Annotated in this window: 20 protein-coding genes; 11 read left to right on the top strand and 9 right to left on the bottom strand. The window is 73.1% G+C overall.

Translation table 11 applies throughout. The features are described from left to right. Positions 1–14: 14 nt before the first annotated feature. Positions 15–662 carry a TetR family transcriptional regulator gene (locus NQU55_RS35350; RefSeq protein WP_168091090.1) on the bottom strand — a complete coding sequence of 216 codons (648 nt, stop codon included), beginning with the start codon at positions 660–662 and terminating at the stop codon, positions 15–17. 489 nt (positions 663–1,151) lie between these two features. On the opposite strand from NQU55_RS35350, the gene afsK reads away from it, so the two are divergent. Then, positions 1,152–3,689, top strand: coding sequence for a protein serine/threonine kinase AfsK (gene afsK, locus NQU55_RS35355; RefSeq protein WP_256791804.1), 2,538 nt, complete (start codon positions 1,152–1,154; stop codon positions 3,687–3,689). Between the two features lie 90 nt (positions 3,690–3,779). Here the strand turns inward: afsK and NQU55_RS35360 are convergent, their stop codons facing one another. The 3 genes from NQU55_RS35360 to NQU55_RS35370 are packed head-to-tail and all read right to left on the bottom strand — an operon-like array spanning position 3,780 to position 6,359. Further along, positions 3,780–4,634 carry an enoyl-CoA hydratase/isomerase family protein gene (locus NQU55_RS35360; RefSeq protein ID WP_240976107.1) on the bottom strand — a complete coding sequence of 285 codons (855 nt, stop codon included), beginning with the start codon at positions 4,632–4,634 and terminating at the stop codon, positions 3,780–3,782. After that, positions 4,631–5,095, bottom strand: coding sequence for a Zn-ribbon domain-containing OB-fold protein (locus NQU55_RS35365; protein WP_168091089.1), 465 nt, complete (start codon positions 5,093–5,095; stop codon positions 4,631–4,633). The genes NQU55_RS35360 and NQU55_RS35365 overlap by 4 nt, the downstream gene beginning before the upstream one ends. A 4-nt stretch (positions 5,096–5,099) precedes the next feature. Further along, the gene (locus NQU55_RS35370; RefSeq protein WP_168091088.1) at positions 5,100–6,359 is read right to left on the bottom strand and encodes a lipid-transfer protein; all 1,260 of its coding nucleotides are present in this window, start codon (positions 6,357–6,359) and stop codon (positions 5,100–5,102) included. Positions 6,360–6,494: 135 nt separating this feature from the next. Here NQU55_RS35370 and NQU55_RS35375 point away from each other — a divergent pair, with 135 nt between their 5' ends. Together NQU55_RS35375 and NQU55_RS35380 are read left to right on the top strand one after the other, a co-directional pair. Continuing rightward, complete coding sequence (locus tag NQU55_RS35375; RefSeq protein WP_168091087.1) at positions 6,495–8,237, top strand: AMP-binding protein; 1,743 nt, start codon at positions 6,495–6,497, stop codon at positions 8,235–8,237. 123 nt (positions 8,238–8,360) lie between these two features. Further along, positions 8,361–8,795, top strand: a complete 435-nt coding sequence (locus NQU55_RS35380) for a pyridoxamine 5'-phosphate oxidase family protein (protein ID WP_256791810.1) — start codon at positions 8,361–8,363, stop codon at positions 8,793–8,795. A 39-nt stretch (positions 8,796–8,834) separates the two neighbouring features. Here the strand turns inward: NQU55_RS35380 and NQU55_RS35385 are convergent, their stop codons facing one another. The 3 genes from NQU55_RS35385 to afsR form a co-directional block, all read right to left on the bottom strand. Next, positions 8,835–9,143 (bottom strand): hypothetical protein, encoded by a 309-nt coding sequence (locus NQU55_RS35385; protein ID WP_256791805.1) that lies wholly within the window; start codon positions 9,141–9,143, stop codon positions 8,835–8,837. Between the two features lie 685 nt (positions 9,144–9,828). Continuing rightward, a complete protein-coding gene (locus NQU55_RS35390) occupies positions 9,829–10,068 on the bottom strand; it encodes a hypothetical protein (protein ID WP_168096816.1) in 240 nt (79 codons plus the stop codon). Between the two features lie 616 nt (positions 10,069–10,684). Then, positions 10,685–13,615, bottom strand: coding sequence for an SARP-family global regulator AfsR (afsR, locus tag NQU55_RS35395; RefSeq protein ID WP_256791806.1), 2,931 nt, complete (start codon positions 13,613–13,615; stop codon positions 10,685–10,687). A gap of 164 nt (positions 13,616–13,779) precedes the next feature. On the opposite strand from afsR, the gene NQU55_RS35400 reads away from it, so the two are divergent. The 6 genes from NQU55_RS35400 to NQU55_RS35425 all read left to right on the top strand — a co-directional run bounded on the left by NQU55_RS35400 (position 13,780) and on the right by NQU55_RS35425 (position 22,219). Continuing rightward, complete coding sequence (locus NQU55_RS35400) at positions 13,780–15,006, top strand: amidohydrolase family protein (RefSeq protein WP_168095769.1); 1,227 nt, start codon at positions 13,780–13,782, stop codon at positions 15,004–15,006. 124 nt (positions 15,007–15,130) lie between these two features. Next, on the top strand, positions 15,131–16,060 hold the full coding sequence (locus NQU55_RS35405) for a TIGR03619 family F420-dependent LLM class oxidoreductase (RefSeq protein ID WP_240976899.1): 930 nt from the start codon (positions 15,131–15,133) through the stop codon (positions 16,058–16,060). A gap of 232 nt (positions 16,061–16,292) precedes the next feature. Further along, positions 16,293–17,084: an SDR family NAD(P)-dependent oxidoreductase gene (locus tag NQU55_RS35410; protein ID WP_168095771.1), complete on the top strand. Its 792-nt coding sequence runs from the start codon at positions 16,293–16,295 to the stop codon at positions 17,082–17,084. Positions 17,085–17,251: 167 nt separating this feature from the next. Then, complete coding sequence (locus tag NQU55_RS35415) at positions 17,252–18,373, top strand: LLM class flavin-dependent oxidoreductase (RefSeq protein ID WP_168095772.1); 1,122 nt, start codon at positions 17,252–17,254, stop codon at positions 18,371–18,373. A 207-nt stretch (positions 18,374–18,580) separates the two neighbouring features. After that, complete coding sequence (locus tag NQU55_RS35420) at positions 18,581–20,353, top strand: N-acyl-D-amino-acid deacylase family protein (RefSeq protein ID WP_256791807.1); 1,773 nt, start codon at positions 18,581–18,583, stop codon at positions 20,351–20,353. A gap of 273 nt (positions 20,354–20,626) precedes the next feature. Continuing rightward, a complete protein-coding gene (locus NQU55_RS35425; RefSeq protein ID WP_256791808.1) occupies positions 20,627–22,219 on the top strand; it encodes an APC family permease in 1,593 nt (530 codons plus the stop codon). Between the two features lie 18 nt (positions 22,220–22,237). On the opposite strand, the gene NQU55_RS35430 is transcribed toward NQU55_RS35425, so the two are convergent. After that, the gene (locus tag NQU55_RS35430; RefSeq protein WP_168092713.1) at positions 22,238–23,116 is read right to left on the bottom strand and encodes a serine hydrolase domain-containing protein; all 879 of its coding nucleotides are present in this window, start codon (positions 23,114–23,116) and stop codon (positions 22,238–22,240) included. Positions 23,117–23,199: 83 nt separating this feature from the next. Between NQU55_RS35430 and NQU55_RS35435 the strand changes: the two genes are divergently transcribed. After that, on the top strand, positions 23,200–23,754 hold the full coding sequence (locus tag NQU55_RS35435) for a YceI family protein (protein WP_168092712.1): 555 nt from the start codon (positions 23,200–23,202) through the stop codon (positions 23,752–23,754). 43 nt (positions 23,755–23,797) lie between these two features. Here the strand turns inward: NQU55_RS35435 and NQU55_RS35440 are convergent, their stop codons facing one another. Next, entirely contained in the window at positions 23,798–24,256 is a 459-nt protein-coding gene (locus tag NQU55_RS35440; protein WP_168092711.1) for a carboxymuconolactone decarboxylase family protein, read from the bottom strand. A gap of 106 nt (positions 24,257–24,362) precedes the next feature. On the opposite strand from NQU55_RS35440, the gene NQU55_RS35445 reads away from it, so the two are divergent. After that, positions 24,363–25,238: sigma-70 family RNA polymerase sigma factor (locus tag NQU55_RS35445; protein WP_256791809.1), on the top strand; the 876-nt coding region annotated here is incomplete at its 3' end.

Genomic DNA, 25,238 nt, shown 5'->3' on the forward strand with positions numbered 1-25,238 from the left:
AGGTGCCGGAAGCGCTACCTCGTCGGCTTCTTGCCCGTGATGCCCAGGTGCACGAGGAGGGCGAGGTTGGGCTTGAGCTCGGCCTGCTTGACGCCCCAGCTCTGGAAGCCCTTCTGGTGCGAGGCCACCGCGGCGAGCATGGCGACGAGCGACCCGGCGACGGCCGCGGGGTTCACGTCCTTGTCCACCTTGCCCTTGGACTGGAGCTCCTTGACGGAGTCGGTGAGGGAGTTGGTGACGGCGTTGAGGATCTTCATGCGGATCTTGTAGAACCGCTTGTCGCCCTCGGCCGCGCCGAGGTCGACCACCCGCAGGATGGCGTCGTGCTTGCGCCAGAACCCGAGGAAGCCGTCGACGAGCTCTTCGGCGGCCTGCCAGCCGGACTTGCCGACCCAGGAGCGGCCGGCGACCAGCTCGGTCAGGCTCGCGCCCTCCTTGGCCATCTCCTCGGCGATCTCGAGGACCGCGCCCTCGACGTCCGGGAAGTACTGGTAGAAGGTCGCGGGCGAGGTGCCGGCCTTGCGTGCGACGTCGATGACCTTGACGTCTCGGTAGGGAGAGGAGCTGAGCATTTCGCTGAGGCAGTCGAGCAGCTTCTGCCGCGTCGCCTGGCCGCGTCGGCCGGCCACGCGGCCGTCGACGGTGCGTACTTGTCCTGTCATGCCGTCAGCTTACCGAGGGGTGATCGGAGCGCGATTCGGCCGCATGCAAATGGGGGCAGGGGTGTGGAGTGGGGTGTAAGGCCAGCTCAGAGGGGTTGCGGGGGACCGCGGGAAGATCGCACGGGATTGGCCCGTACCGGTGAATCCTCTTATCAACAGGCTGTGGACAACGCCCTTCGCAGACCCTTCGCACGGTTGTCCACAGGTCCCGCGGAAGACCGCGGTCCCCCGCTAACGTGGCAGTCGTGACACACCCCGCGGGCCATGGCGGAAGCTCCCGGGGGCGGCGGCGGATCGCGGGCGGGAAGCGGGGGTAGGAGGCGCGGGGCGAGGCGTTCCGCATGTGGTGGAGAGAGGGTGAAGCGCGACCCGGGTTCGCCACCGCGTCATTCGCCAGGAAGAATCAGCATGCGTACCCCGGGATAATTCGCGGTGAGACGCTGCACGGGGCTGAAACCCTTCAAGCCCCGACGGGGAGGTGGCAGGTCAGTGGTGGAGCAGCTTACGCAGCACGACCCGAGACGGATCGGCCCGTTCGAGGTGCTCGGCCGACTCGGTGCCGGTGGCATGGGGCTGGTCTATCTCGCCCGCTCGGCGTCCGGCCGGCGGGTGGCGATCAAGACGGTGCGCACGGAGCTCGCCGAGGACCAGCTCTTCCGGGTCCGCTTCACGCGCGAGGTCGAGGCGGCCCGCGCGGTCAGCGGCTTCTACACCGCCGCCGTCGTCGACGCCGACCCGCGCGCCGCCGTGCCCTGGCTCGCCACCGCGTACGTGCCCGCGCCCTCCCTCGAGGAGATCGTCAACGAGTGCGGGCCCCTGCCCGCCCAGGCCGTGCGCTGGCTCGCGGCCGGCATCGCCGAGGCGCTGCAGTCCATCCACGGCGCGGGCCTCGTCCACCGCGACCTGAAGCCCTCCAACGTCCTCGTCGTGGAGGACGGCCCCCGCGTCATCGACTTCGGCATCGCCTCCGGCGTCTCCAACACCCGGCTGACGATGACCAACGTCGCCGTCGGCACCCCCGCCTACATGTCCCCCGAGCAGGCGCGCGACTCCCGCAGCGTCACCGGCTCCAGCGACATCTTCTCCCTCGGCTCCACCCTCGTCTTCGCCGCCACCGGCCACGCCCCCTTCCACGGCGCGAATCCGGTGGAGACGGTCTTCATGCTGCTCCGCGAGGGCCCCGACCTGAGCGGCCTGCCCGACGAGCTGCGGCCCCTGATCGACTCCTGCATGCAGATGGCCGCCGAGCACCGGCCCAGCCCGGCCGACCTGCAGTCCGAGCTGGCCCCGCACCTCTTCGCCTCCGGCGGGGGCGACGACAGCGGCACGGCCTCGGCCTGGCTGCCGGACAACGCCGTCTCGCTCATCGAGCAGCGGCGCGCCGGCCAGCGGCCGGCGGCGGCCGGAGCCGGCAGCCGCGGGCGCGCCCGGGCCGCCGTCCCGCCGCGCCCCGCGCAGCCGCCCACCCCCGCGCCCTCCTACGACCAGTCGCCGGCCCCCGCCGCCCACAGCGGCCCCGCCTGGGGGGACGGGCGTGGCGCGGCCGGCACCGGCCGTTCCCCGGCGCCCGTCGGGCACGACCCGCGCGGCGGCCTGAGCACGCCCCACGACTCCCGCGCGGGCGCCGGCACCGCCCCGCTCGGCGCCCCCGGCCGCTACGCCGCGGCGCCCGCGCACGACGGAGCCGTCCGGCTGGCGGGGGCGCAGGTCCCCATCGGCCCCGGCCCGCGCGTCGCCGACGGCCGCGACACCCGCTCCCCGTCGGGCACCGGGCCCGCCACGGGCTGGGTGCGCCCGCCCGCGGGCGTGGCCGGCGGCGGGTCCGCCCCCACCTCCGTCCCCGCCCAGACGACCGGCGCCGCGGCCGACGGCGCCACCAATGCACCCGGTGACCAGGGGCGTTGGCGGCCCTGGCGGTTCCGCATGTCCAACGACGTCTGGGGCACGCCCACGGTGGCCGGCGAGCTGCTGTACGTCACCTCGTTCGAGGTGCACGCCCTCGATGTGGCCACCGGGCGGCGGCAGTTCAAGACCCGGGACGTGGCCTGGGCCATGGCCGTCACCGACGGCCGCATCCACGCCTCCGACGGCCCCACCCTCTACGCCCTCGACGCCTCCGACGGCTCGGAGCGCTGGCGGCTCGCCACCGACGGCTGGGTCTACTCCCTGCGGGCCGACCGCGGCACGGTCGTCACGGGCACCCGCGGCGGCGGCGTCCAGGCCTGGGAAGCCGCCAACGGCGAGCTGCTGTGGGAGATGGGCGGCGCCCAGACCGACTTCGAGACGCCCGACTGCGGCCCCCTCGTCCACGACGGCACCGTCTACGTGTGGGCCGACGCCCGGCTGCGCGCCCTGGAGGCCCGCACCGGCGCCGAGCGCTGGTCGTACCCCGTGGGGGACACCGCCTCCTGCGGCGGCGTGCCCGTCCGGCTCCTGACCGGCCCCGACGGCGTGGTGTACGTCGCCGCGGGCACGCGCGTGCTCGCCATCGACGTGGCCCGCGGCGACGTGCGCTGGCGCTTCGAGGCGCCCGCCGTCTTCCTCAGCCCGCCGGCCTTCGCCCCCGGCCCCGCGGTCACCGGCGGCGGCGTCTACATCGCCGACTACCTGGGCACCGTCTACGCCCTGGACGCGGCCACCGGCCGAGACCGCTGGCGCATCGCCACGGAGGCCCGGCAGTCCACGGAGCCGGTGCTGGTGTCGGCCGGCTCCGTCCACCTGGGCAGCGGAGGGGCGCTCTACACCCTGGACGCGGTCACCGGCACGCCCAAGTGGCGGTTCGCCGCGGGCGGCGACGTGGTGGGCGCTCCCGTCGTCGCCGACGGCCGCATCCACTTCGGCTCCGCCGACCACTGTCTGTACACGGTGGACGCGGCGGGCGGGCAGCTGCGCTGGAAGCTCGCCACGGGCGGGGAGATCACGGGCTCGCCGGTGGTGGCGGGTGGCGTGGTGTACGCGTGCAGCAAGGACCGCTGCGTGTACGCGCTGGACGCGGCGAAGGGGACGGGCATGTCCTCACGGCGCTGAGGACCTCCCTGGCACGGGGGCGATTCCCGCGGTGCGGGCCTCACGGGTGGTGGTGTGGGCCCCTCGGGCGGTGGTTCCCGCTCCGGCGGTTCAGCGCAGGCGGTGGCCCCGCTCGCGTGCGGCGAAGAGCCGTGCCTGCCGCTCCGGCGGCAGGCTGCCGAGGGAGATCAGGTGCGGGGCCAGCGAGAGCGCGCGCTCCAGCGTGGCCTCCTTCGCCGCCCACAAGGCCCGCACCGTGCCCTGCACCGCTTCCGGCGGGCAGGCGGCGATGGCGGCGGCGGCGCGCAGGGCGGCGTCGACGGCCCCGCCGGGGGCGGTCAGCTCGGAGACCAGGCCGATCTCGTACGCCCGCCGCGCGGAGAGCCGCTCGGCGGTGCCCATCAGGGCCAGGCGGGCGGCTTCGCCGAAGGGCATGCGCTGCGCCATGTGGATCGCCTCGTAGGCGCTGACCATGCCGTAGGTCGTGTGCGGGTCGAAGAACGTGGCGTTCTCGGCGGCCACGACGAACTCCGCCTCGCCGAGCAGGTAGAACGCCCCGCCGCACGCCATGCCGCCGACGGCCGCCACGACCGGCTTCCACAGGTCGCACGACTTGGGGCCGACGGTGCGCAGGGGGTCGTCCAGGGAGTAGGGCGAGCCCGGCTGGGGGACGCCGGCGGAGCGGTCGATGCCGGTGCAGAAGGCCCGCTCCCCGGCGCCGGTCAGCACGACGGCCCGGACGCCGTCGTCGAAGCGGAACCTGCGCCAGACGGCTGTGAGTTCCGCGGCTGTCGCGAGGTCGATGGCATTGTGGCGTGCGGGCCGGTCGAGGGTGACGAGGGCGACGCCGTCCGCGCGCACCTCCGTACGGACGCCGGCGCCCGCCTCCGCAGGGGTCCCTGCGCCCGCCGCCGCGTCGCCGCTCGCCGCCTCCGGCATCCCCTTCACCGGGCCGTCGCCGCTCATGACGCCTCCAGCAACCACCGCGGCACGACGACGCCCCCGGCGAGCCGTGCGAAGGTCACGCGCACGGGCGCGCCGATGCACAGGAGGGCGGGGTCGACGGAGTCGATGTCCGCGTCGGGCGCCGCCACGAGATTGCCGGGGATGCGCAGGTGCGGGGCGTCGGCCAGCTCCACGAGCACGACGTTGTACGGGGCCCGCGCCGCGTAGGCGGGCAGGAGCGGCGGGTGGGGCAGGACGTACGACCAGATGCTGCCGCGGCCCGTCATACGCCGCCACGTGCTGTCGAAGGATCCGCAGTGCGGGCAGCACGGGCGGGGCGGGAACCGCAGCTCGCCGCAGCCGGCGCAGGCCTGCATGCGCAGTTCGCCGCGGGCCGCGAACTCCCAGAAGGGCGCGCCGTCGTCGTCCGGCTCGGGTGCCAGCAGGCCGTTGTCAGTGGTGCCCCTCATCATGGAGGACATGAGGTCAACTCCTCAGCAGCAGAGCCGAAGTGGGCACGCCCTCGCCCGCCGTGACCAGGCAGGTCGCGGCGCCGGGCACCTGTGCGGTGGAGGTGCCGCGCAGCTGGCGGACGCCTTCGGTGATGAGGTTGAAGCCGTGGACGTAGGCCTCGCTGAGCCCGCCGCCGCCGGTGTTCAGCGGGAGCCTGCCGCCGAGTTCGAGGGCGCCGTCCTCGGTGAAGGCGGCTCCCTCGCCGCGGCCGCAGAAGCCGTAGCCCTCGAGGGAGAGCGGGATGAGCGGGGTGAAGGCGTCGTAGATCTGGGCGACGTCGACGTCGTCCGGGCCGAAGTCGGCCGTCTTCCACAGCTGCCGGGCGGCGGTCCAGGAAGGGCCGGTGAGCGGGTCGTCGTTCCAGTAGTTGACCATGCCGTGGTGCTGGGCCGGCAGCCCCTGGGCGGCGGCGTGCACGTAGACGGGGGAGCGGCGGCAGTCGCGGGCGCGGTCGGCGGAGACGACGACGCAGGCGAGGGCGCCGTCCGTCTCCAGGCAGTTGTCGAAGAGGCAGAGCGGCTCGCTGATCCAGCGGGAGGTCATATAGGTCTCCCGGGTCAGCGGGCGGCCGTGCATGATCGCGGCCGGGTTCCGGCCGGCGTGGTTGCGGCAGGCCAGGGCGATGTTGAAGAAGTGGTCGCGGGTGGCGCCGTACTCGTGCATGTAGCGGCGGGCGAGCATGGCGATCTCGTCGACCGGGCGCAGGAGGCCGTACGGGCGGGTCCACTGGGCCGGGGTGGGCAGCTGCCTGCGGGTGTCGGTCCAGGGGCGGGGGCCGGACCCGCGCTTGCGGGAGCGCCAGGCCACGCCGACGGACGCCTGCCCGGTGGCGATCGCCGTGGCGAGGTGGGCGACGGTCGCGCAGGAGGCGCCGCCGCCGAAGCCGGTCCTGGCGAAGAAGGTCACGTCGCCCGCGCCGACGGCCTTGGCGATCTCGACCTCGTCGGTCTCCTCCATGGTGTAGGAGGCGAAGGCGTCGACCTGGGAAGGGGGGATGCCCGCGTCGTCGAGCGCGGCGAGGATCGCGCGGCAGGCCAGGGTCTTTTCCGAAGCATCGAGCCGGCGGGCGAAGGGGGTCTGTCCTATGCCGACGATCGCGGTGGCGTCCTTGAGCGCCGTGGACGCGGCGGATGCCGTGGACGGGGCGGGCGCAGTGGGTGTCAGGGGCGCCGTGTGCGCCGTGGTGGTCGTGTGCGCCGTCGGCGCTGCCGGTGTCGTACGTCTCGCGGCCATCGTCCCCTCCGTCGCGTTCGTGCTCCGGTTGCTCCCCCTGCTACCGCTGCTTCCCCTGCTGACAGCGCGGAAGGCTATCGCTAATCTGACGAACAGTCAGCAGTGGGCGGGCCGGGGCGGCGGGAAGGGCACGCGATGCGCGGAGACCTGGAGTTCATGTCCATACCCCGGCTGGTCCGTACGGCCGCGGCGCGCCACGGCGACCGCGAGGCGGTGGTCGAGGGCCGCACCAGGGTCGGCTACGAGCAGCTCGCCGCCCGGATCGAGCGGGCCGCCGCCGGTTGCCTCGCGGCGGGCGTCGAGGCCGGTGACCGCGTGGCCGTCTGGGCGCCGAATACGCTCGACTGGATCGTCTCCGCCCTGGGGGCCGTCACGGCCGGTGCGGTTCTCGTCCCGGTCAACACCCGGCTCAGGGGCGCCGAGGCGGTGCAGGTGCTCGCGCGCACCCGGGCGAAGCTGCTCTTCGTCACCGGCACGTTCCTCGGCACCTCCTACGTCGCCGCCCTGCGCCGCGCGGCGGGCGTCACGCAGGGTGCCGGTGGCAGCGCCGGTGCCGGGGCGGGGGCCGGGGCCGGCCTCGGTGCCGACCTCGGCCACGCCGGCGAAGGTGCGGGCGGCGCCGGCGGAAGGCGCGGCAAGGGCCGCGATCGTCGCGCGGACGTCACGCTGCCCGGGCTGCCGCACCTGCGGGAGGTCGTGGTGCTGGCCGAGGACGCGCCGTCCGGCTTCCGGACGTGGAAGGAGTTCCTCGCGGCGGGCGACGCGGTGCCGGCCTGGGCCGTACGGGCGCGGGCGAACGCCGTCGGCCCCGACGCGCCGTCGGACATCGTCTTCACCTCCGGCACCACGGGCGAGCCCAAGGGCGTGGTGGTCACCCATGCCCAGAGCCTGCGCACCTTCGCGGCCTGGAGCGACCTGGCCGGGCTGCGGAGCGGGGACCGCTATCTGATCGTCAACCCCTTCTCGCACACCTTCGGCTACAAGGCGGGCGTCCTCGCCTGCCTGATGCGCGGCGCGGTGATGGTGCCGCAGGCCGTCTTCGCCGTGGACGCGGTCCTGGCCCACCTCGTGGCGGAGCGCATCACGGTGCTGCCCGGTCCGCCGACCCTCCTCCGGGCGCTGCTGGACCACCCGGCCTGCACCGCCGGCGGGCTGTCCTCGCTGCGGCTGGTGGTGACGGGAGCGGCGGACGTCGATCCGCGGCTGGTCGAGCGGCTGCGGGACGAGGCCGGCGTCCCCACGGTGCTGACGGCCTACGGGATGAGCGAGGCCACCGGCGTCGTCACCATGTGCCGCCGCGACGACCGTGCCGAGGTCGTCGCGGGCACCTCCGGGCGGGCCCTGCCGGACACCGAGGTCAAGGTGGTGGGTGCGGGCGGGAAGGCGTTGCCGCCGGGGCGGGCGGGCGAGGTCCTCGTGCGCGGGTACCAGGTGATGAAGGGCTACTTCGAGGACCCGCGTGCCACGGCGGAGACGGTCGACGTGGACGGCTGGCTGCACACCGGCGACATCGGGGTGCTGGACAGCGAGGGCAATCTGCGGATCACCGACCGGATCAAGGACATGTTCGTGGCCGGCGGCTTCAACGTCTATCCGGCGGAGGTGGAGCGGACGCTGGCCGGGCACCCGGGCATCGCCGAGGCCGCGGTCGTCGGCGTGCCGGACAAGCGGCTCGGCGAGGTCGGCAAGGCCTTCGTGGTCCGCAGGGGCGGCGGCCCGGCCGTTTCGGCCGAGGAGCTGATCGCCTGGGCGCGGCAGGAGATGGCCGCGTACAAGGTGCCGCGGGAGGTGGAGTTCGTTCCCGTGCTGCCGCGCAATGCCTCCGGCAAGGTGGTCAAGCGCGGATTGCGGCAAGCAGGCGGAATGACGGCCGGATAACGGGGGAACGGCGGCGCGGTCAGCGGCGCCGATCGGACCGGGAGACCAGGATGCGATCCGGAATATCCAGCAGGGCTCGCCCCGGGTCCCTGAATCCGCACGACCGTGAACGAGGTGGATGCGATGCCGCTGTCCGTCGAAGAGCGTGAGAAATTCCTGGTCGGCCCGCACGTCGCGGCGCTTGCCGTCGATTCCGGCGAGGAAGGGCGCGGCCCGGTGAACGTGCCCGTCTGGTACGTCTACCGTCCGGGCGGTGAGGTCGTACTCGTCACCGGCCGCGCCTCCCGTAAAACACAGCTCATTGCCGATGCCGGGCGATTCACGCTCTTGGTGGACCAGACGTCTCCGACGTACCGGTATGTCTCCGTCGAGGGCGAGCTCGTGTCGGTCGAAACGGCGACGAAAGAGCTGGCAAGGGAGATCGCTGCCCGTTACCTGCCGACGGAGTCGGCGGTGGAGGCGCACGTCGAGAGGATCATGGCCGACCCGGAAGCGGTCGTGGCGATCAGGATGCGGCCGCGCCACTGGCTCTCGGCCGACCTGGGTGGCGCGAGCTGAGCTGCAGCGCCGCTGACGCTCCCGCGGCAGCAGCCGTCCCTAGCGGGACGTTCCGGCGGCGCCGAGCCCGGGCACCAGGGTGCTGTGGTCGTCGGACCCGCCCGTGGTGTGGTCGTCGGAGCCACCGGTGGTGTGGTCGTCGGAGCCGCCCGTGGTGTGGTCGTCACCCGGGGCGGCCGCGCCGCCGCCGAGCGGGTGCGCGAGCTGCACGGGGGCGGACGGGGTGCTCCTGGTGCTGTGGTCGTCGGTGCTCGCGGCGGCCGCGGGGCCGGCCGTGGCCAGTGCTCCGGCGGCGGCCAGGGCTGCTATGAGGAGAGCTTTCTTCGTGCGCTTGCTGGTGGCGTTCATTTCCGACCTCTCTGATTCGGGGGGTGTAATGCGGTGGTGATGCGCATGCCAGCGAACGTAGCGGGTGAGGACGGCCGCGTCCGCGGTTCGGACGGAAGTGTGTGAACTCCCATCCGTTTGTCTGCAGTTAGGCGCCATGGGCGCATGACCGCAGGGGCCGGCGTCGACGGCTTCCCCTCCGCGCTGCCGACGCCGGCCCCTGACAGTCCCCCGTTGGTGCTTCCGTGTTCAGTTGTTGTGCGTGTTCCCCCGTAAACCTTCTTCAGTTGTTGTGCGTCCCCCGTGCTGTTTCCTGTGCTGTCCCCTGTGCTGTTCCCTGTGCTGTTCCCCCGTGGTGGTGCCTGTGCTTTCCCCCGTTGCGATGGCGCCTTTCTTCCCGTCCGGCGCCCCCCGTTCCGCTCATGCGCCGGACGACCCCCGTTGAATCCCCCGTGGAAATCCGCCGTCGGATCTCCCCGTCGTGCATTCCCCCCGTGCTTTCCCCCGTCGTACGTTCCCCCGTACGGCTCCCCCGTCGTACGTCCCCCGTACGTTTCCCCCGTCGTGCGTCTTCCCCGGGTACGTTCCCTGCGGTACTTCCTCCCCGGAACGTCCCCGTGCGGTGCTCTCCCCCTGAGGCCCCCCGGCCGGAGGGTTCCTGGCCGCCGATGTCTTCGGTCAGAAACCCCCCGCCCCGGGAGCCCGATCAGATGAGCCCGGTTTTGGGCTTGTCCCCCGTGGCGTGGTCGTCCATGGCGACCCGGTCCTCCGTCGGGAGGGGTTTCTTCTTCACGCCGTTCTTGTCCTTCATGACGATCGGCTCACCGATGGTGGCGTGGTCGTCCGGCGGAGGCGCGAACTGCTGCCCTGCCGCGAACGTCCCGCCGGTGGCGTGGTCGTCCTGCGGTGTGGCCACGCCTGGCGTGAGCTTCCGCTCGTCGCTCATAGCGATCAACTCCGATGGGTCGGTGCGAGTCGTTTGGCGTGAGGGGTTGGTGCTGGGATGCAGAACCCGCCCGGCGACTCCCCCGATGGCCGCCGGACGGGGACTGGGGCTGATCACCCCTGAGGTGAGGCCTCACCTACGACCCGTCTGCCCCCCGACGCGACGGATCGACATGACTCAGACTGCCGTGTCGCGATAAACGATCGATGAACGGGCACGTGACAGCGTTTTTCGGGGCCCATCCGGCCCTTGCGGTCCGCTCCCGGAGGGGGGTTCGAAGCGTCGTCCAGGGCTTCGAATCCTCGCTTCCGCTCGGGGTGACGGCCGCACTTATCTATGCGCTACCCCGGAGCGCGGAGTTCCACCCTCGCCGGACGGACCTCCTGCGCCGTCTTCCGGGCGGACCTCCTGCGCCGTCTTCCGGGCGGACCTCCTGCGCCGTCTTCCGGGCGGAAGCCGCGCGCCGCCGTCCGCACCCGCCGGGTGCCGGGCCCTCCGACGCTGCCGCGGCCCCGCGCCGCCGTCCGCGCCGCCGCGCGTCGGTCCACCCCGACGCCGCCGCAGCCCCGCGCGCTGGCCGGCGCCTATGCCGCCGCAGCCCCGCGCCCGCAGGCGTCTACGCCGCCGTAGCCACCGACAGCAGATCGCGTACGTCGGCCGCCTCCGACGATCCCAGCTGCTCGTAGATCGCCAGCGCCTCCGTCCAGCAGGCGCGCGCCCGGCCCGGCTGCCCCAGGGCGTCGAGCGAGCGCCCCAGCACGGTCAGGACGTTGCCGCGGCGCCACTCGCCGCCGATGCCGCGCAGCTTCAGCGCCTGCTCGGCGTGGTGGGCGGCGGCGGTCGGCCGTCCGGCCGCCAGGTGGACCTCCGCCAGCCGGTAGTGGGTCATGCCCTCCCAGAGCCGCTGCCGGTTGTCGACGAAGATCGGCATGGCCTCGTTCAGCTGCCGCAGCGCGTCCTCGAACCGGCGGGCGTGGGTGAGCACCAGCCCGTACGTGTACAGGCCGTTCGCCAGCCGCCAGCTGACGTTGATCTCGCGGTAGATGGCGAGCGCCTGCTCGGCGAGGCCGACCGCCGAGCGGGTGCGCCCGGTGTCCAGGTGGACGCGGGCCAGGTTGCTGAGCGCGCTGGCCTCGCAGGGCCGGTTGCCGTCCGCCCGGAAGCACTCCAGGGCCTGCCCGATGTACGCCTCGGCGTCCTCGTGGCGGTGCTGGTAGATGGCGATGATGCCGCGGTTGTTGGAGGCGTAGCCGCACGGGATGGGGTCCTCCGTGGCGCGGCCGAGGAGGACGGCGTGCAGGGCCTGCTCGTCGGCCTGGTTGAAGCGGCCGGCGAGGCTGTGGACGTGCGTGAGCACGGTCCGGGCGCGGCCCTCGGCCCGGGTGTCCCCGGCCGCCTGCGTGGCGCCGAGCAGGGCGGTGGCGGCCTGCTCGTAGAGGCGGGAGTCGGCGCCGGACTCGGCGAGGTCCTTGGCGGCCAGCAGCAGGTCGACGGCGCGGCGCAGGGTGTCGCCGGAGGCGGTCGCGTGCTGGCGTACGCAGGCCAGCAGGCACCCGGCCTCGGCGAACAGCCAGTCGCTCGCGGCGCCCCGGTCGGTGAAGACGAGCCCGGGGTGGGTCGTGGGCGTCAGGTGGGCGAGGAGCTGGTCGCCGGGGCGCTCCAGGACGTACACCCCGGCCGCCGTCGCGAGGTAGAAGTCCAGCAGCCGCGAGAGGGCCGCCTCGCGCTCGGCGGGGGGCAGTTCGTCGCGTTCGGCGCATGCACGCGCGTAGAGGCGTACGAGGTCGTGGTAGCGGTACCGGCCGGGTGCGGCGGACTCCAGCAGGGACGTGTCGACCAGCGATTCCAGCAGCTCCTCGGTGGCGTCGGGGCCGAGGTCGAGGACGGCGGCTGCGGCGGCCAGGGAGATGTCCGGGCCGTCGGCGAGCCCGAGCAGCCGGAAGGCGCGGGCCTGTCCGGGCTCCAGCTGGCCGTAGCCGAGTTCGAAGGTGGCGGTGACGGCGAGGTCGCCGGCGCGCAGCTCGTCCAGGCGGCGGCGCTCGTCGCCGAGCTTGCGGGCCAGGACGGAGACGGTCCAGGTGCGGCGGGCGGCGAGGCGGGAGGCGGCGATGCGGATGGCCAGCGGCAGGAAGCCGCACGCCGCCACGACGTCCATCGCGGCGTCCCGCTCGGCCTCCACGCGCTCGGCGCCCACGATCCGCGTGAACAGCACCAGCGCCTCGTCCGGGCTCATCACGTCCAGGTCGACCAGGTGGGCCCCGGCCAGGCCCACCATGCGCGTCCGGCTCGTGACGAGCGCCGCGCAGCCTTCCGTGCCGGGCAGCAGCGGGCGGACCTGGGCGGCGTCGCGGGCGTTGTCCAGCAGGGCCAGGACGCGGCGGCCGTCGAGGGTGGAGCGGAAGAGCGCGGACCGCTCCTGGACGCCCTCGGGGATGGCGGAGTCGGGGATTCCGAGCGCGCGCAGGAACGATCCGAGCACTGCCTCCGGCTCGGCGGGCAGCGGGCCCGCCCCCTGCAGGTCGACGTAGAGCTGCCCGTCCGGGAAGTGGTGGCGCGCGGCGTGCGCGACGTGCACCGCGAGCGTCGTCTTGCCGACGCCGCCGATGCCCGCCACCGCGGAGACGGCCATCACCCCGCCGGAGCACGTCGCCAGCTGGTCGCCGAGCTCGTCCACGAAGGCCGCGCGCCCCGTGAAGTCGGAGACCGTCGCGGGCAGCTGCGCGGGCCGGATGAAGGCCGGGCCGGCGTACGGCCGGTCGTCCGGGACGAAGGGCAGGGCGAGGTCGGCGTCGGCGTTGAGGATGCGCTGCTGGAGCTCGGACAGCTCGGGGCACGGGTCGACGCCGAGTTCGTCGGCGAGGAGGCGGCGGGTGTCGGCGTAGACGGCGAGGGCCTCGGCCTGGCGGCCGCTGCGGTAGAGCGCGAGCATCAGCAGCTCGCGCAGGCGCTCACGCAGCGGGTGGGCGGCGGTCAGGGCGGTCAGCTCGGAGACGGCCTCCGCGTGGCTGCCGACCTCCAGATCCAGGTCCAGCCGGGTCTCGATGAGCGACAGCCGCCACTCCTCCAGGCGCGTGCGCTGCGTCTCCGCGTACGGCCCGGGAAGGCCGGCGAGCGGTTCGCCGTCCCAGACGCCGAGGGCCTCGTTGATGAGGTCGCGGGCGCGGTGGCGGTCGCCGGAGGCGCGGGTCTTCTCGGCCTCGGTGACGAGGTGTTCGGCGCGGTCGATGTCGAGGCAGCCGAGGCCGATCCGGATCGCGTACCCCCCGGACTCGCTGACCAGGGCGTCGGCGTCGGCCCCGAACGCCTTGCGGAGCCGGGAGGCGTAGGTGCGCAGCGCGGCGAGGGCGGCGTGCGGGGGCTCGTCCCCCCACAGGGCGTCGACGAGCTCGGGCGCGGTCGCGGTGCGGCCGCCGCGCAGCAGCAGGGCGGCGAGGAGCGCCCGCTGCTGGGGCGAGCCGGTGTTCAGCAGTTCCCCGCCGCGGCGGGCCCGCACGGGCCCGAGCACGGTGAATCGGAGCTGCTGCCCGTGCCCTGTGTCGCCGGCCATGGTGACCCCCTGCTTGTCCCGCTCGGTCGCACGGCCAGTCTGCCTTGTTAGGAGGCTCTGCGTCAGCAGGGGTCCGGCCTCTCCACAAGGCCTGCCAGAGACCGCCCCACGGCCCCGCACGCACCTTACTGACGGATCGTCAGATCGTCGCTAACGTGTCAGCCATGGAGAGCATCCCCAGGATCATCTCGGTGGACGATCACACGGTCGAGCCTCCTCACGTCTGGTCGGACCGGCTACCGGCGAAGTTCCGCGACGTCGGACCGCGGATCGTCCGGGCGCCCGTCAAGGAGTTGACCTTCGTCGGCGGGAGGTTCACTCCCGTCATGGGCGCCCCGGGGGACCCCGGCCCGGAGGCGGACTGGTGGATCTATGAGGATTTGCACCGTCCGCTCACACGGCTGGATACCGCCGTCGGATACTCCAGGGACGAGGTCAGGCTGGAGGGAATCACGTACGAGCAGATGCGGCCCGGCTCCTACAGCGTCCCGGAACGCCTGGCCGATATGGACCGCAATCATGTCCAGTCCGCGCTGTGCTTCCCCACGTTCCCGCGCTTCTGCGGGCAGACCTTCACCGAGGCGTCGGACCGCGGACTCGCCCTCCTGGGCGTGCGCGCGTACAACGACTGGATGGTGGAGGAGTGGTGCGGCCCCGAGGCGCACGGCCGCCTGATCCCCCTCGCCATCGTCCCCCTGTGGGACGCGGAACTCGCCGCCGCCGAGGTCCGCCGCAACGCGGAGCGCGGCGTGCGCGCCGTGTGCTTCTCCGAGATCCCCCCGCACCTCGGCCTCCCCTCCGTCCACACCGACGCCTGGGACCCCTTCCTGCGCGCCTGCGCCGAGACGCGCACCGTCATCGCCATGCACATCGGTTCCTCCTCGCGCATGCCGTCCACCTCGGCGGACGCGCCGCCCGCCGTCGGCTCCGTCATCACCTTCGCCAACTGCTGCTTCTCCCTGGTCGACTGGCTGATGTCCGGCGCCTTCGACCGCTTCCCGGACCTGCGCATCATGTACGCCGAGGGGCAGATCGGGTGGATCCCGTACACCCTGGAGCGCGCGGACGTCGTCTGGGAGCAGAACCGCGGCTGGGGCGGCGTCGCCGGCAAGGTCCTGCGGCCGCCCTCCGAACTCTTCGCCGAGCACGTCCACGGCTGCTTCTTCGACGACGCCTTCGGGCTGCGCAGCCTCGACGCGATCGGCGTCGGCAACGTCCTCTACGAGACCGACTACCCGCACTCCGACTCCACCTGGCCCCGCTCCAAGGAGGTCGCCGAGGAGCAGATGGGGCATCTGGCGCAGGACGTCGTGGAGAAGATCGTGCGGGGCAACGCGATCGAGCTGCTGGGGCTCACGGAGGAAGGGCTGTGGGCGCATGCGGCCGGGTGAGGAGCGGGCCGCGGAGGGCGGGGCCGTGGAGGGCGGGGCCGTCGCGGGCGGGGCCGCGGCAGCCGGCCCGGAGGCGCCGCCCTCCGGCCTGCAGGTGCTGCCCGAAGGCCGCCTCGCGTACGGCATGCAGCTGCCCATCACCTCTCTCAGCACCCTCTACGCCGAGCCGTGGGAGGTCGAGGCGGGCCCCGCCGACCTGCGGAAGGTCGCCGCGGCCGCCGACCGGCTCGGCTTCGCCTACCTCGCGACCTGCGACCACGTCGCCGTCCCCGTGCGCCTGGCCGCCGCCATGGGCACCGTCTGGTACGACCCGGTGGCCACCCTCGCCCACCTCGCCGCCGTCACTGAGCGCACCCTGCTGCTGAGCCACGTCGCCGTGGCCGCGCTCCGGCACCCGCTCGCGCTCGCCAAGCAGTACGCGACCGTCGACCGGCTGGCCGGGGGCCGGCTGGTCCTCGGGGTCGGCGCCGGGCACGTGCGTGAGGAGTTCCAGGCGCTCGGCGTGGACTTCGGGCGGCGCGGCGCGATCCTCGACGAGACGGTCGACGCCCTCAAAGCGGCCCTGGGGCCTTCGGAGTTCCCGCAGTTCAGCGGCCGCCGCTTCGTCTTCCGCGGCCTCGGTCAGGCGCCCCGGCCCGTCCGCACGCCGCGCCCGCCCATCTGGGTGGGCGGCTCCTCGCCCGCGGCGCTGCGCCGGGCGGCGCTGCGGGGCGACGGCTGGCTGTCGCAGGGCGACCGGCGCGAACAGCTGCCGCAGCGCATCGCCACCCTGCGGCGGCTGCGCGAAGAGGCCGGGCCGGGCGGGCCGGGCGGGCTGGGCGGCCCCTTCGCGGTCGGGGCGATCTCCGAGGCGCTCTACGTCGGCACGCCCTCCTGGGACGTGGGCGCCCGCACGCTGACCGGCCGCCCGGGCACGCTCGCGGAGTCGCTGCGGGTGTACGCGGCGATGGGCGTGAACCAGGTCCAGGTCCGCTTCCGCTGCCGCGACCTCGGCGAACTGCTGGACCAGATGGAGGCGTTCGCGGACGGGGTGGCGCCGCTGCTGGACGACTGAGCGCTCCGCCGGGAGCCGGGTCGCGTAACCGCGGGCCGCGTCTGTGGCTGGTCGCGCAGTTCCCCGCGCCCCTGAAGGGCGCGGCGCCTGAACGGAGCGCGGGCTGAGTGACAGTGCGGGCTGAGTGGCAACGCGGACTGAGTGACAGTGCGGACTGAGTGACAGTGCGGGCCGAGCGACGACGCAGAGACTTGCAGCGGTGCGATGAATGCGACGGAGGTAGAAAAACGCCATGGGCAAACTCGACGGCCGCGTCGTGCTCATCACGGGTGCGGCACGCGGGCAAGGCGCTCAGGAGGCCCGGCTGTTCGCCGAGGAGGGTGCGAAGGTCGTCCTCGCGGACGTCCTGGACGAGCAGGGGAGCGCCGTGGCCGAGGAGCTGGGGCCTGACGTCGCCGCGTACGTCCATCTGGACGTCGGCGAAGAGGCGGACTGGGCGGCGGCCGTGGCCACCGCCAAGGAGACTTTCGGTGCGCTCGACGGGCTCGTCGGCAATGCCGGAATCCTGCGCTGCAACCAGCTGACCGACACGCCCCGGCAGGAGTTCACGGAGGTCTGCCGCGTCAACCAGCTGGGCGCGTTCCTCGGCATGCGCGCGGTCGCGCCCGAACTGGCGGCGGCGGGTGGCGGCACCATCGTCAACACCTCCTCGTACGCCGCGCTGGCCGGGATGCCCTTCCTCACCTCCTACGCGGCCTCGAAGGCGGCCGTCCTCGCCATGACCCGGGTGGCCGCCCTGGAGCTGGCGGCCCGCGGCATCCGGGTCAACGCCGTGTGCCCGGGCGCGATCGACACCCCCATGACGGACCCGGTGGCCCTCGACCCCTCCGCCGACCCGGGCCGGGCGGCGGGTGCGGCGGCCGCGTTCTACCGGAAGGCGGTGCCCATGGGCCGGATCGGACGCCCGGAGGAGGTGGCGAGGCTGGCCCTCTATCTGACGGCGGACGACTCCTCGTACGTGACCGGGCAGCACTTCGTCGTGGACGGCGGGTGGCTGGCCGGCGTTCCGCTACCGGTGTCTTGACGCTCACGTGCGCCGCTGCCGGTGTCTTGACGCTCCCGTGCGCCGGTGCCAGAGTCTCACCCGTCTTCCTATCTGACGCTACGTCAGAAAACCTCGGACGAGCGGGCACGCTGCGGAAGACGGGCGAGCTGACGGACAACGGGCGAGCGGACGGACGGTGAACCTCCGTGGAATTCGGGATCTTCGTGCAGGGCTACGTTCCGGAGAGCCGGCGGCGGGGTGACCCGCAGGCCGAGCACCACGCACTGATGGAGGAGACCGAGTACGTCATCCAGGCCGACAGGTCCGGCTTCAAGTACGCCTGGGCCTCCGAGCACCACTTCCTCGACGAGTACTCGCACCTCTCCGCCAACGACGTCTTCCTCGGCTACCTCGCCCACGCGACCGACCGCATCCACCTCGGCTCCGGCATCTTCAACCCGCTGCCGCAGGTCAACCACCCGGCCAAGGTCGCCGAGAAGGCCGCCATGCTCGACCACCTCACCCGCGGCCGATTCGAGTTCGGCACCGGGCGCGGCGCGGGCAGCCACGAGATCCTCGGGTTCCTGCCGGGCATCACCGACATGAACCTCACGAAGGAGATCTGGGAGGAGACGATCGCCGAGTTCCCCCGGATGTGGCTGGAGGACGAGTACCCCGGCTTCCGGGGGAAGCACTGGTCACTGCCGCCGCGCAAGGTGCTGCCCAAGCCGTACGGGCCCGCGCACCCCGCCATGTGGTACGCGGCAGGATCGCCCTCGTCGTACGCGATGGCCGCCCGCAAGGGCCTCGGCGTCCTCGGCTTCAGCGTCCAGAAGGTCGCCGACATGGAGTGGGTCGTCGACTCGTACAAGACGGCGATCGCTGCCGCCGAGCCCGTCGGCGCCTACGTCAACGACAACGTCATGGTCACCTCCACGGCCGTCTGCGCCGAGACGCACGCGAAGGCCGTGGAGATCGCGGCCTCGGGCGGCCTGCACTACCTGCAGTCGCTGCTCTTCCGCTACCACGACACCTTCCCCCGCCCCGAAGGCATCCCGCGGTGGCCCGAGCTGCTGCCCGAGTACACCGAGGAGGTCATCGAACTCCTCATCGCCGAGGAGCTGATGATCTGCGGCGACCCGGACGAGGTGTTCCGCCAGTGCAAGCGGTGGGAGCAGGCGGGCGCGGACCAGCTGGCCTTCGGGCTGCCGGTCGGGGTGCCGTACGAGGACACGATGCGCACCATCCGGCTGATCGGCGAGCACGTCATCCCGAAGATCGACACGGACCCCGTCCACCGGACGGAGCGGATGCGCCGGGCGGGCTGAGGGTCGCCGAGGGTCGCTGAGGGTCTCCCTTCCGGGCCTTCCTCGTGCACCGGGGCGGCGTCTTCCCGGATCCGCCGCCCCGGCCTCCGGCCGTTCGCGCGCACCTGCCCTTTCGCGCACCTGCCCTTTCGTGCACCTGCCCTTTCGCGCGCCTGTCCTTTCGTGCACCCGTGTGACGGAACTTCTCTGGAGAAGGTGACACCGGCCATGCTCGACCACCTGATCAGGCGCGCCACCGTCATCGACGGCACCGGAGCCCCCTCCTACGTCGCCGACATCGGCATCCGGGACGGGCGCATCGCCCTGATCGGACGGTCCCCGGCCCGGGTGAAGGCGGGCGGCAGGCTGGGGGAGCGGGCCCGTACCGAAGAGGACGCCACCGGCCTGGTCCTCGCCCCCGGCTTCGTCGACCCGCACACCCACTACGACGCCCAGCTCTTCTGGGACCCGTACGCCACACCGTCCCTCGGCCACGGCGTCACCACCGTCGTCGGCGGCAACTGCGGCTTCAGCCTCGCGCCCCTGAACCCCGCGCGGCCCGCCGACGCCGACTACACGCGGCGCATGATGAGCAAGGTCGAGGGCATGTCGCTGAGCGCCCTGGAGCAGGGGGCGCCCTGGGACTGGTCGTCCTTCGGGGAGTACCTGGACGCCCTGGACGGGCGGATCGCCGTCAACGCCGGCTTCATGGCCGGGCACTGCGCCCTGCGCCGCTACGTCATGGGCCCCGACGCCGTGGGCGGGCAGCCCGACGCCGCGCAGCTGCGACGCATGACCGCCCTGCTGCACGAGGCGATGGACGCGGGCGCCTGGGGCCTGTCCACCACGCAGTCGTCCACCCACTCCGACGGCGACGGCCGGCCCGTCGCCTCCCGGCACGCGGCGCCCGCCGAGCTGCTCGCCCTCGCGGCCGCGGTCGGCCGGCACGAGGGCACCCAGATCGAGGCCATCGTCTCCGGCTGCCTCGACCGGTTCGAGGACGCCGAGATCGACCTGCTGACGGAGATGACGGCCGCCGCCGGCCGCCCCCTCAACTGGAACGTCCTCACCATCGACGCCGCCGCCCCCGACCGCGTGCCCCGCCAGCTCGCCGCGAGCGCACGGGCCCGCGCCGCGGGCGGCCGGATCGTGGCGCTCACCATGCCGATCCTCACGCCCATGAACATGTCCCTGGGCACCTTCTGCGCGCTCAACCTCATCCCCGGCTGGGGCGAGATCCTGGCCCTGCCCGTGCCCCACCGCATCACCGCCCTGCGCGACACGGCCGTCCAGAGCGACATGCTGCGCCGCGCCCGCAGCCCCGAGGCGGGCGTCTTCCGCAGGCTCGCCGACTTCGGGCGGTACGTGATCGGCGATACGTACGCGAAGGAGAACGACGGCCTGACCGGGCGCGTCGTGCGCGACATCGCCGCCGAGCGCGGCCTGGACCCGTTCGCGTGCCTGGTGGAGATCTGCGCGGCCGACGAGCTGCGCACGGTGCTGTGGCCGATGCCCTCCGACAACGACCCCGCCAGCTGGGAGCTGCGCCGGGACACCTGGGAGCACCCGGACGTGCTCCTGGGCGGCTCGGACGCGGGCGCGCACCTGGACCGGATGTGCGGAGCGCCGTACACGACGCGCTTCCTCGGCGACTGCCTGCGCGGCCGCAAGCTGGTGCCGGTCGAGCGGGCCGTACAGATGCTGACGGACGAGCCGGCGCGCCTGTTCGGCCTGCGCGGGCGCGGCCGGATCGCCGAGGGGTACGCGGCCGACCTGGTCCTCTTCGACCCCGGCCGCATCGACGCCGGGCCCGCCGCGCTCGTCCACGACCTGCCGGGCGACGGGCCGCGGCTGGACTCCAGGGCGGTGGGCGTGGTGAGCGTACGGGTCAACGGGGTGGAGACGGTGCGGCACGACGTGGTGACGGGGGCGCTGCCGGGGACGGTGCTGCGGTCGGGGCGGGACACGGAGACGGTCGGGACGGCGGGCCCGTCGAAATGACGGCGGGGGGGGGGGAAGGACGGTGGGGACGGGGAAATGACGGCGGGGGCGGGGAAATCCTGAACGGGAAATTTTTGAAACGGGATAAATGGGGCGGGGGTGCGGTTCCCGCACCGAGGGGAATGGCCCGTGCGGCCTTAGTGTTACTGGCCGTAACGTGCGAGGCCCCTTCGTTTGCCAGGCCAACTGGTGCGTAAACGCCGGATGTTCAAGGTCCGATTTCTGGATGCCGAGGCTCCGGATGCGGAAACAGCACGCCCTACCGTCCTGCCCATGGTTCAGGTACACCCGCGGCCCGGGGCCGGAGACACGGTAACGAGCGTCACCGGCGACGGTCCGGACACGCGCGCAGGTCGGCCCGACAAGGGCAGCAGGAGCAAGGGCCTCGGCGGCAACTCCGTAGGCCTGCTCGGCAGCGCCGTCATCGGGATCTCCACCGTCGCCCCCGTCTACTGCCTGACCTCCACCCTCGGCCCGACCGTCGGCCAGGTCGGCGTGCAGATGCCCGCCGTCTTCCTGGCCGGGTTCCTGCCGATGCTGCTGGTCGCCTTCGCCTACCGCGAGCTGAACAAGGCAGTGCCCGACTGCGGCACGTCCTTCACATGGACGGTGCAGGCGTTCGGGCCGCGCGTCGGCTGGATGTGCGGCTGGGGCCTGGTGATCGCCACGATCATCGTGCTGTCGAACCTGGCGGGCGTGGCCACGTCGTTCTTCTACCTCCTGCTCGGCGAGATCACCGGCAGCGACGCGGTGGCCGCCCTCGACGGCAACCGCCCCGTACACGTCGCGACCTGCCTCGCCTTCATCGCCGTGGCGACGGCGATCAGCTACCGCGGCATGACCGCGACGAAGGGCGTGCAGTACGCCCTGGTCGCCCTGCAACTCGCCGTCCTGGCCGTCTTCGCGGTGACGGCCCTGGTCAAGGCCCGCTCGGGCGACCTGCCCGCCTCCATCGACTTCTCCTGGACCTGGCTCGACCCCTTCGCCGTCCAGTCCTTCGCGGCCTTCACCGCCGGGCTCTCGCTCTCGATCTTCATGTTCTGGGGCTGGGACGCGTGCCTGACCGTCAACGAGGAGACGGAGGGCAGCGCGAAGACCCCCGGCCGTGCCGCGCTCCTCGCCATGGCCGTTCTCGTCGGCTCGTACCTGGTCACCGCCATCGCCGCCCAGATGTTCGCGGGCGTCGGCGAGGAGGGCACCGGCCTCGGCAACCCCGACACCGCCGGCAACGTCTTCGCCGCGCTCGCCGACCCCGTCATGGGCACGGCGCTGGGAGTGCTGCTGTTCGTCGCGGTCCTGGCCTCGGCGGCCGCCAGCCTCCAGACGACGTTCCTGCCCGTCGCCCGCACGGTCCTGGCCATGAGCGCCTACGAGGCCCTGCCCCCGTCCTTCGCCCGCATCCACCCGCGCTTCAAGTCGCCCGGCCGCGCGACCGTCGCGGCGGGCATCGCCACCGGCGTCTTCTACGCCGCCATGAGCTTCCTCAGCGAGAACGTCCTCATCGACACGATCTACGCGCTGGGCCTGATGATCTGCTTCTACTACTCGATCACGGCGTTCGCCTGCGCCTGGTACTTCCGCGGGGACCTGGGCCGCTCGGCGCGCGACGCTCTCTTCAAAGGCGTCTTCCCGGTCCTGGGCGGCCTGCTCCTCGCCGCCGTCTTCTGCAAGACGCTGTACGACATGCGGGACCCGTCGTACGGCAGCGGCAGCTCCGTCCTGGGCGTGGGCTCGGTCTTCGTGATCGGGGTGGGCCTGCTGCTGGTCGGCGCGGTCCTCATGGAACTGATGCGGCGGCGCAGCCCGGCGTTCTTCCGCGGCGAGGTGCTGACGCGGTCGACGCCGGCACTGGTGGTGGAGGAGTAGGAGCAGCGGCGGGGCCGTTCACCGGCCGCCACTGCTGCGGCTGCTGCTGCACTTCGTACCCCGCAGGTGATCGACGGCCATGCGGTCCGTCGCGTCCGCGGCGCCGCCGAGGCGGTGGACGAGGATCCAGCGGCCGTCCGGGAAGGCGCCGGCGAAGACGGAGGAGTGGCGGGTGGCGCCGTTGTGCCAGACGAGTTCACCCGCCCGCCGCCACGCCGGGGCCGGCTCGCCCAGCACGCGCTCGACCACCAGGCCGGTGAGGATGCGGGCCGCCGCCCGCGGGGTCGCCCACATGCCGCCCGCCGGGAGTATCGCGCCGGTCATCGTCCACGGCCGCAGCCGGCGGCCGAAGAGGCCGGTCGGGACCAGGCTCCGGCCGGGCGGCGGCAGGTGCGTGACGTCGCCGCGCACGCCGAGCGGATCGAGCACGTGCGCGGCCAGCAGGTCGGCGTACGGGCCGCCCGCCGCTGCCGACAGCGCGGCGCCGAGCACGGCGTAACCGAGATTGGAGTACTCCTCCTTCTCCCCGGGAGGGGCCGTGGCGAGGGGGCCCAGGCCCGCCGCGAGGAGTTCGCGCAGCGCCTGGTCGGTGAAGGGGCGGTACGGGTCCGAGCGGGTCGTGCCGGGCAGCGGAGGGGGCAGGCGGGGCAGCCCCGAGGTGTGCTCCTGCAGGTGCCGCAGCGTGATGCCCGTACCTGTAGGCGTCTTCAGCCACCGCTCCACGGGATCGTCCAGGGAGACCGTGCCCCGGGCCGTGAGCTGCATCAGCAGCGTGCCGGTCAGCGCCTTCGTCAGAGAGCCGATCTCGACGAAGGCGTCGGGGTCGTGGCCACGGTCGGTGTGGGGTGCGCAGAGGCCGGAGCTGCCCAGGACGCACGCGGGCGCGGAGAATTCCATGGCGCCCTATCCTGGCGGAAGGGGCGGAAAGGGCCGTCCGGGGGTGGGGACCGCATGAGGGCGGGGTCTTCCCGGGAGGTGCCATGGGCAGTACCAGATGGTTCTTCGAGCCCGGCCACACCGGCGCCGAATTCCGCGCCAGGCACATGATGGTCACCTACGTGCGCGGGCAGTTGAAGAACGTGCGCGGTTCGCTGGAAGTCGACCCCGACGACCCCGAGAACGCCCGCGTGGAAGCGGTCATCGACGCGAACGGCGTGTACACGGGCCAGGAACAGCGCGACGCCCACCTCCGCAGCGCGGACTTCTTCGACTGCGAGAACCACCCGGAATGGACCTTCACCGGGACGGGCGTCCACCAGGCGAGCGCGACCGAATTCGAGGTCTCCGGAGAACTCACCATCCGAGGGGTGACCCGCCCCGTGACGTTCGACGTCACCTACCTGGGGCAGTGGGACACCCCCTGGTGGGAGGACGGACGCGACGCCGGCCCCAGGCGCAGGGCCGGCTTCACGGCCACCACCAGGATCAACCGCCAGGACTTCGGGGTGAGCTGGAACGACGTGGTCGACCGCGGTGGTGTCGTCGTCAGCGACATGGTCGACGTCACTGTTGACGTCGAGGCGGTGCAGGAGTAGCGGGGGTAGCAGGAGTCGGGGGCGGGGCCTGCCGCCGGCGGGTCTACCAGGTCGTCCCGGCCGGCTCCTCGACGGTGGTGTTGAGGCGGTTGAAGAAGTTGGTCGTGGCGATCATGAGGATGATCGCGGCGAGCTGCTCCTCGGTGAAGTGGTCGGCGGCCGCGTCCCAGATGTCGTCCGGAACCGCCTTGCCGGTGTGGTCGGCCAGCCGCGTGGAGACCTCGGCCAGGGCCAGCGCGGCCCGCTCGGCGTCGGAGAAGAACGGGGCCTCGTGCCAGGCCGCGACCGCGTGCAGCCGGTCGTCGCCGACCCCCGCCTTCTTCGCGCTCGCCACACCGCCGTACACGCAGGCGCTGCAGCCGTTGATCTGGCTGACCCGCAGGTGGACCAGCTCCAGGATCTCCTGCGGCACGCCGCCCTTGTGCACGGCCTTGAAGAGATGCTGGATGCCCGTCATGGTGTCGGGCAGGACCTTCGCGGGGTTCTTCATCCGAGCGGTCATGATCAAATCCTCTGTTGTGTCATGGTGGCCGGGGCGTCCTCCCCGGCCGCGGGCGCGGTTGTCGGCCGTCACTTCACTGACGGATCGGAACAGGGGGATGTGACAGGTGAGCGAAAAAGATTTTCTTGCGGAGCGGTTCGAGGAGTTCCGGCCGCACCTGAAGGCGGTGGCCTACCGGATGCTCGGCTCGCTCGCCGAGGCCGAGGACGCGGTCCAGGAGACGTGGTTCAAGCTGAACCGCTCCGACGTCGGCGAGGTCGGAAACCTGGGCGGCTGGCTGACCACCGTCACCGGGCGGGTGTGCCTGGACATGCTGCGCTCGCGCGCCACGCGGCACGAGGAGCCGCTCCACGACCAGGACGGGCAGGTCGTCCGCCTTCCCGACCCGGTCATCAGCGGAGCGGACCGCATCGACCCGGAACAGGAGATCCTCCTGGCCGACTCGGTCGGCATCGCCCTGATGATCGTCCTGCAGACCCTCGCCCCCGCGGAACGGCTCGCCTTCGTCCTGCACGACATGTTCCACGTGCCCTTCGACGACATCGCCGGCATCATCGACCGCACCCCCGCCACGACCCGGCAGCTCGCCAGCCGCGCCCGCCGCCGCGTCCAGGGGCAGGCCCCGGCGCCCGACACCGACCTGGCCGCCCGGCGCCGCGTCGTCGACGCCTTCCTCGCCGCCGCGCGCGGCGGCGACTTCGACGCCCTCGTCGCCGTCCTCGACCCGGACATCGTGGCCCGCTCGGACGGCGGCACGCTGCTCCCGAGCGCCCTGCGCCGCGGCGCGACCGAAGTCGCCTCCCAGGCCATCACGTTCGCCCGCTTCGCCGAAGCGGCCCTCCCGGTGCTCATCAACGGCACCCCCGGCGTGCTCGCCGTAACGGCGGACGGCCGGCCGATGTCGGTCATGTCCTTCACGATCCAGGGCGGCAGGGTCACCGCCCTGGACATCCTGACGGACCCGGAGCGGCTGGGGCGGATC

The organism is Streptomyces telluris, assembly GCF_024519335.1.
Lineage (GTDB): Bacteria > Actinomycetota > Actinomycetes > Streptomycetales > Streptomycetaceae > Streptomyces > Streptomyces telluris.

What these genes read in the sequence shown, in the direction of transcription:
- NQU55_RS35425 (WP_256791808.1), top strand. Translation starts at nt 20,627, where the DNA reads ATGGTTCAGGTACACCCGCGGCCCGGGGCCGGAGACACGGTAACGAGC.
- NQU55_RS35380 (WP_256791810.1), top strand. Translation starts at nt 8,361, where the DNA reads ATGCCGCTGTCCGTCGAAGAGCGTGAGAAATTCCTGGTCGGCCCGCAC.
- NQU55_RS35405 (WP_240976899.1), top strand. Translation starts at nt 15,131, where the DNA reads ATGCAGCTGCCCATCACCTCTCTCAGCACCCTCTACGCCGAGCCGTGG.
- NQU55_RS35390 (WP_168096816.1), bottom strand. Translation starts at nt 10,068, where the DNA reads ATGAGCGACGAGCGGAAGCTCACGCCAGGCGTGGCCACACCGCAGGAC.
- NQU55_RS35430 (WP_168092713.1), bottom strand. Translation starts at nt 23,116, where the DNA reads ATGGAATTCTCCGCGCCCGCGTGCGTCCTGGGCAGCTCCGGCCTCTGC.
- NQU55_RS35435 (WP_168092712.1), top strand. Translation starts at nt 23,200, where the DNA reads ATGGGCAGTACCAGATGGTTCTTCGAGCCCGGCCACACCGGCGCCGAA.
- NQU55_RS35350 (WP_168091090.1), bottom strand. Translation starts at nt 662, where the DNA reads ATGACAGGACAAGTACGCACCGTCGACGGCCGCGTGGCCGGCCGACGC.
- NQU55_RS35360 (WP_240976107.1), bottom strand. Translation starts at nt 4,634, where the DNA reads ATGAGCGGCGACGGCCCGGTGAAGGGGATGCCGGAGGCGGCGAGCGGC.
- NQU55_RS35420 (WP_256791807.1), top strand. Translation starts at nt 18,581, where the DNA reads ATGCTCGACCACCTGATCAGGCGCGCCACCGTCATCGACGGCACCGGA.
- NQU55_RS35375 (WP_168091087.1), top strand. Translation starts at nt 6,495, where the DNA reads ATGCGCGGAGACCTGGAGTTCATGTCCATACCCCGGCTGGTCCGTACG.
- NQU55_RS35410 (WP_168095771.1), top strand. Translation starts at nt 16,293, where the DNA reads ATGGGCAAACTCGACGGCCGCGTCGTGCTCATCACGGGTGCGGCACGC.
- NQU55_RS35385 (WP_256791805.1), bottom strand. Translation starts at nt 9,143, where the DNA reads ATGAACGCCACCAGCAAGCGCACGAAGAAAGCTCTCCTCATAGCAGCC.
- afsR (WP_256791806.1), bottom strand. Translation starts at nt 13,615, where the DNA reads ATGGCCGGCGACACAGGGCACGGGCAGCAGCTCCGATTCACCGTGCTC.
- NQU55_RS35365 (WP_168091089.1), bottom strand. Translation starts at nt 5,095, where the DNA reads ATGTCCTCCATGATGAGGGGCACCACTGACAACGGCCTGCTGGCACCC.
- NQU55_RS35440 (WP_168092711.1), bottom strand. Translation starts at nt 24,256, where the DNA reads ATGACCGCTCGGATGAAGAACCCCGCGAAGGTCCTGCCCGACACCATG.
- NQU55_RS35370 (WP_168091088.1), bottom strand. Translation starts at nt 6,359, where the DNA reads ATGGCCGCGAGACGTACGACACCGGCAGCGCCGACGGCGCACACGACC.
- NQU55_RS35400 (WP_168095769.1), top strand. Translation starts at nt 13,780, where the DNA reads ATGGAGAGCATCCCCAGGATCATCTCGGTGGACGATCACACGGTCGAG.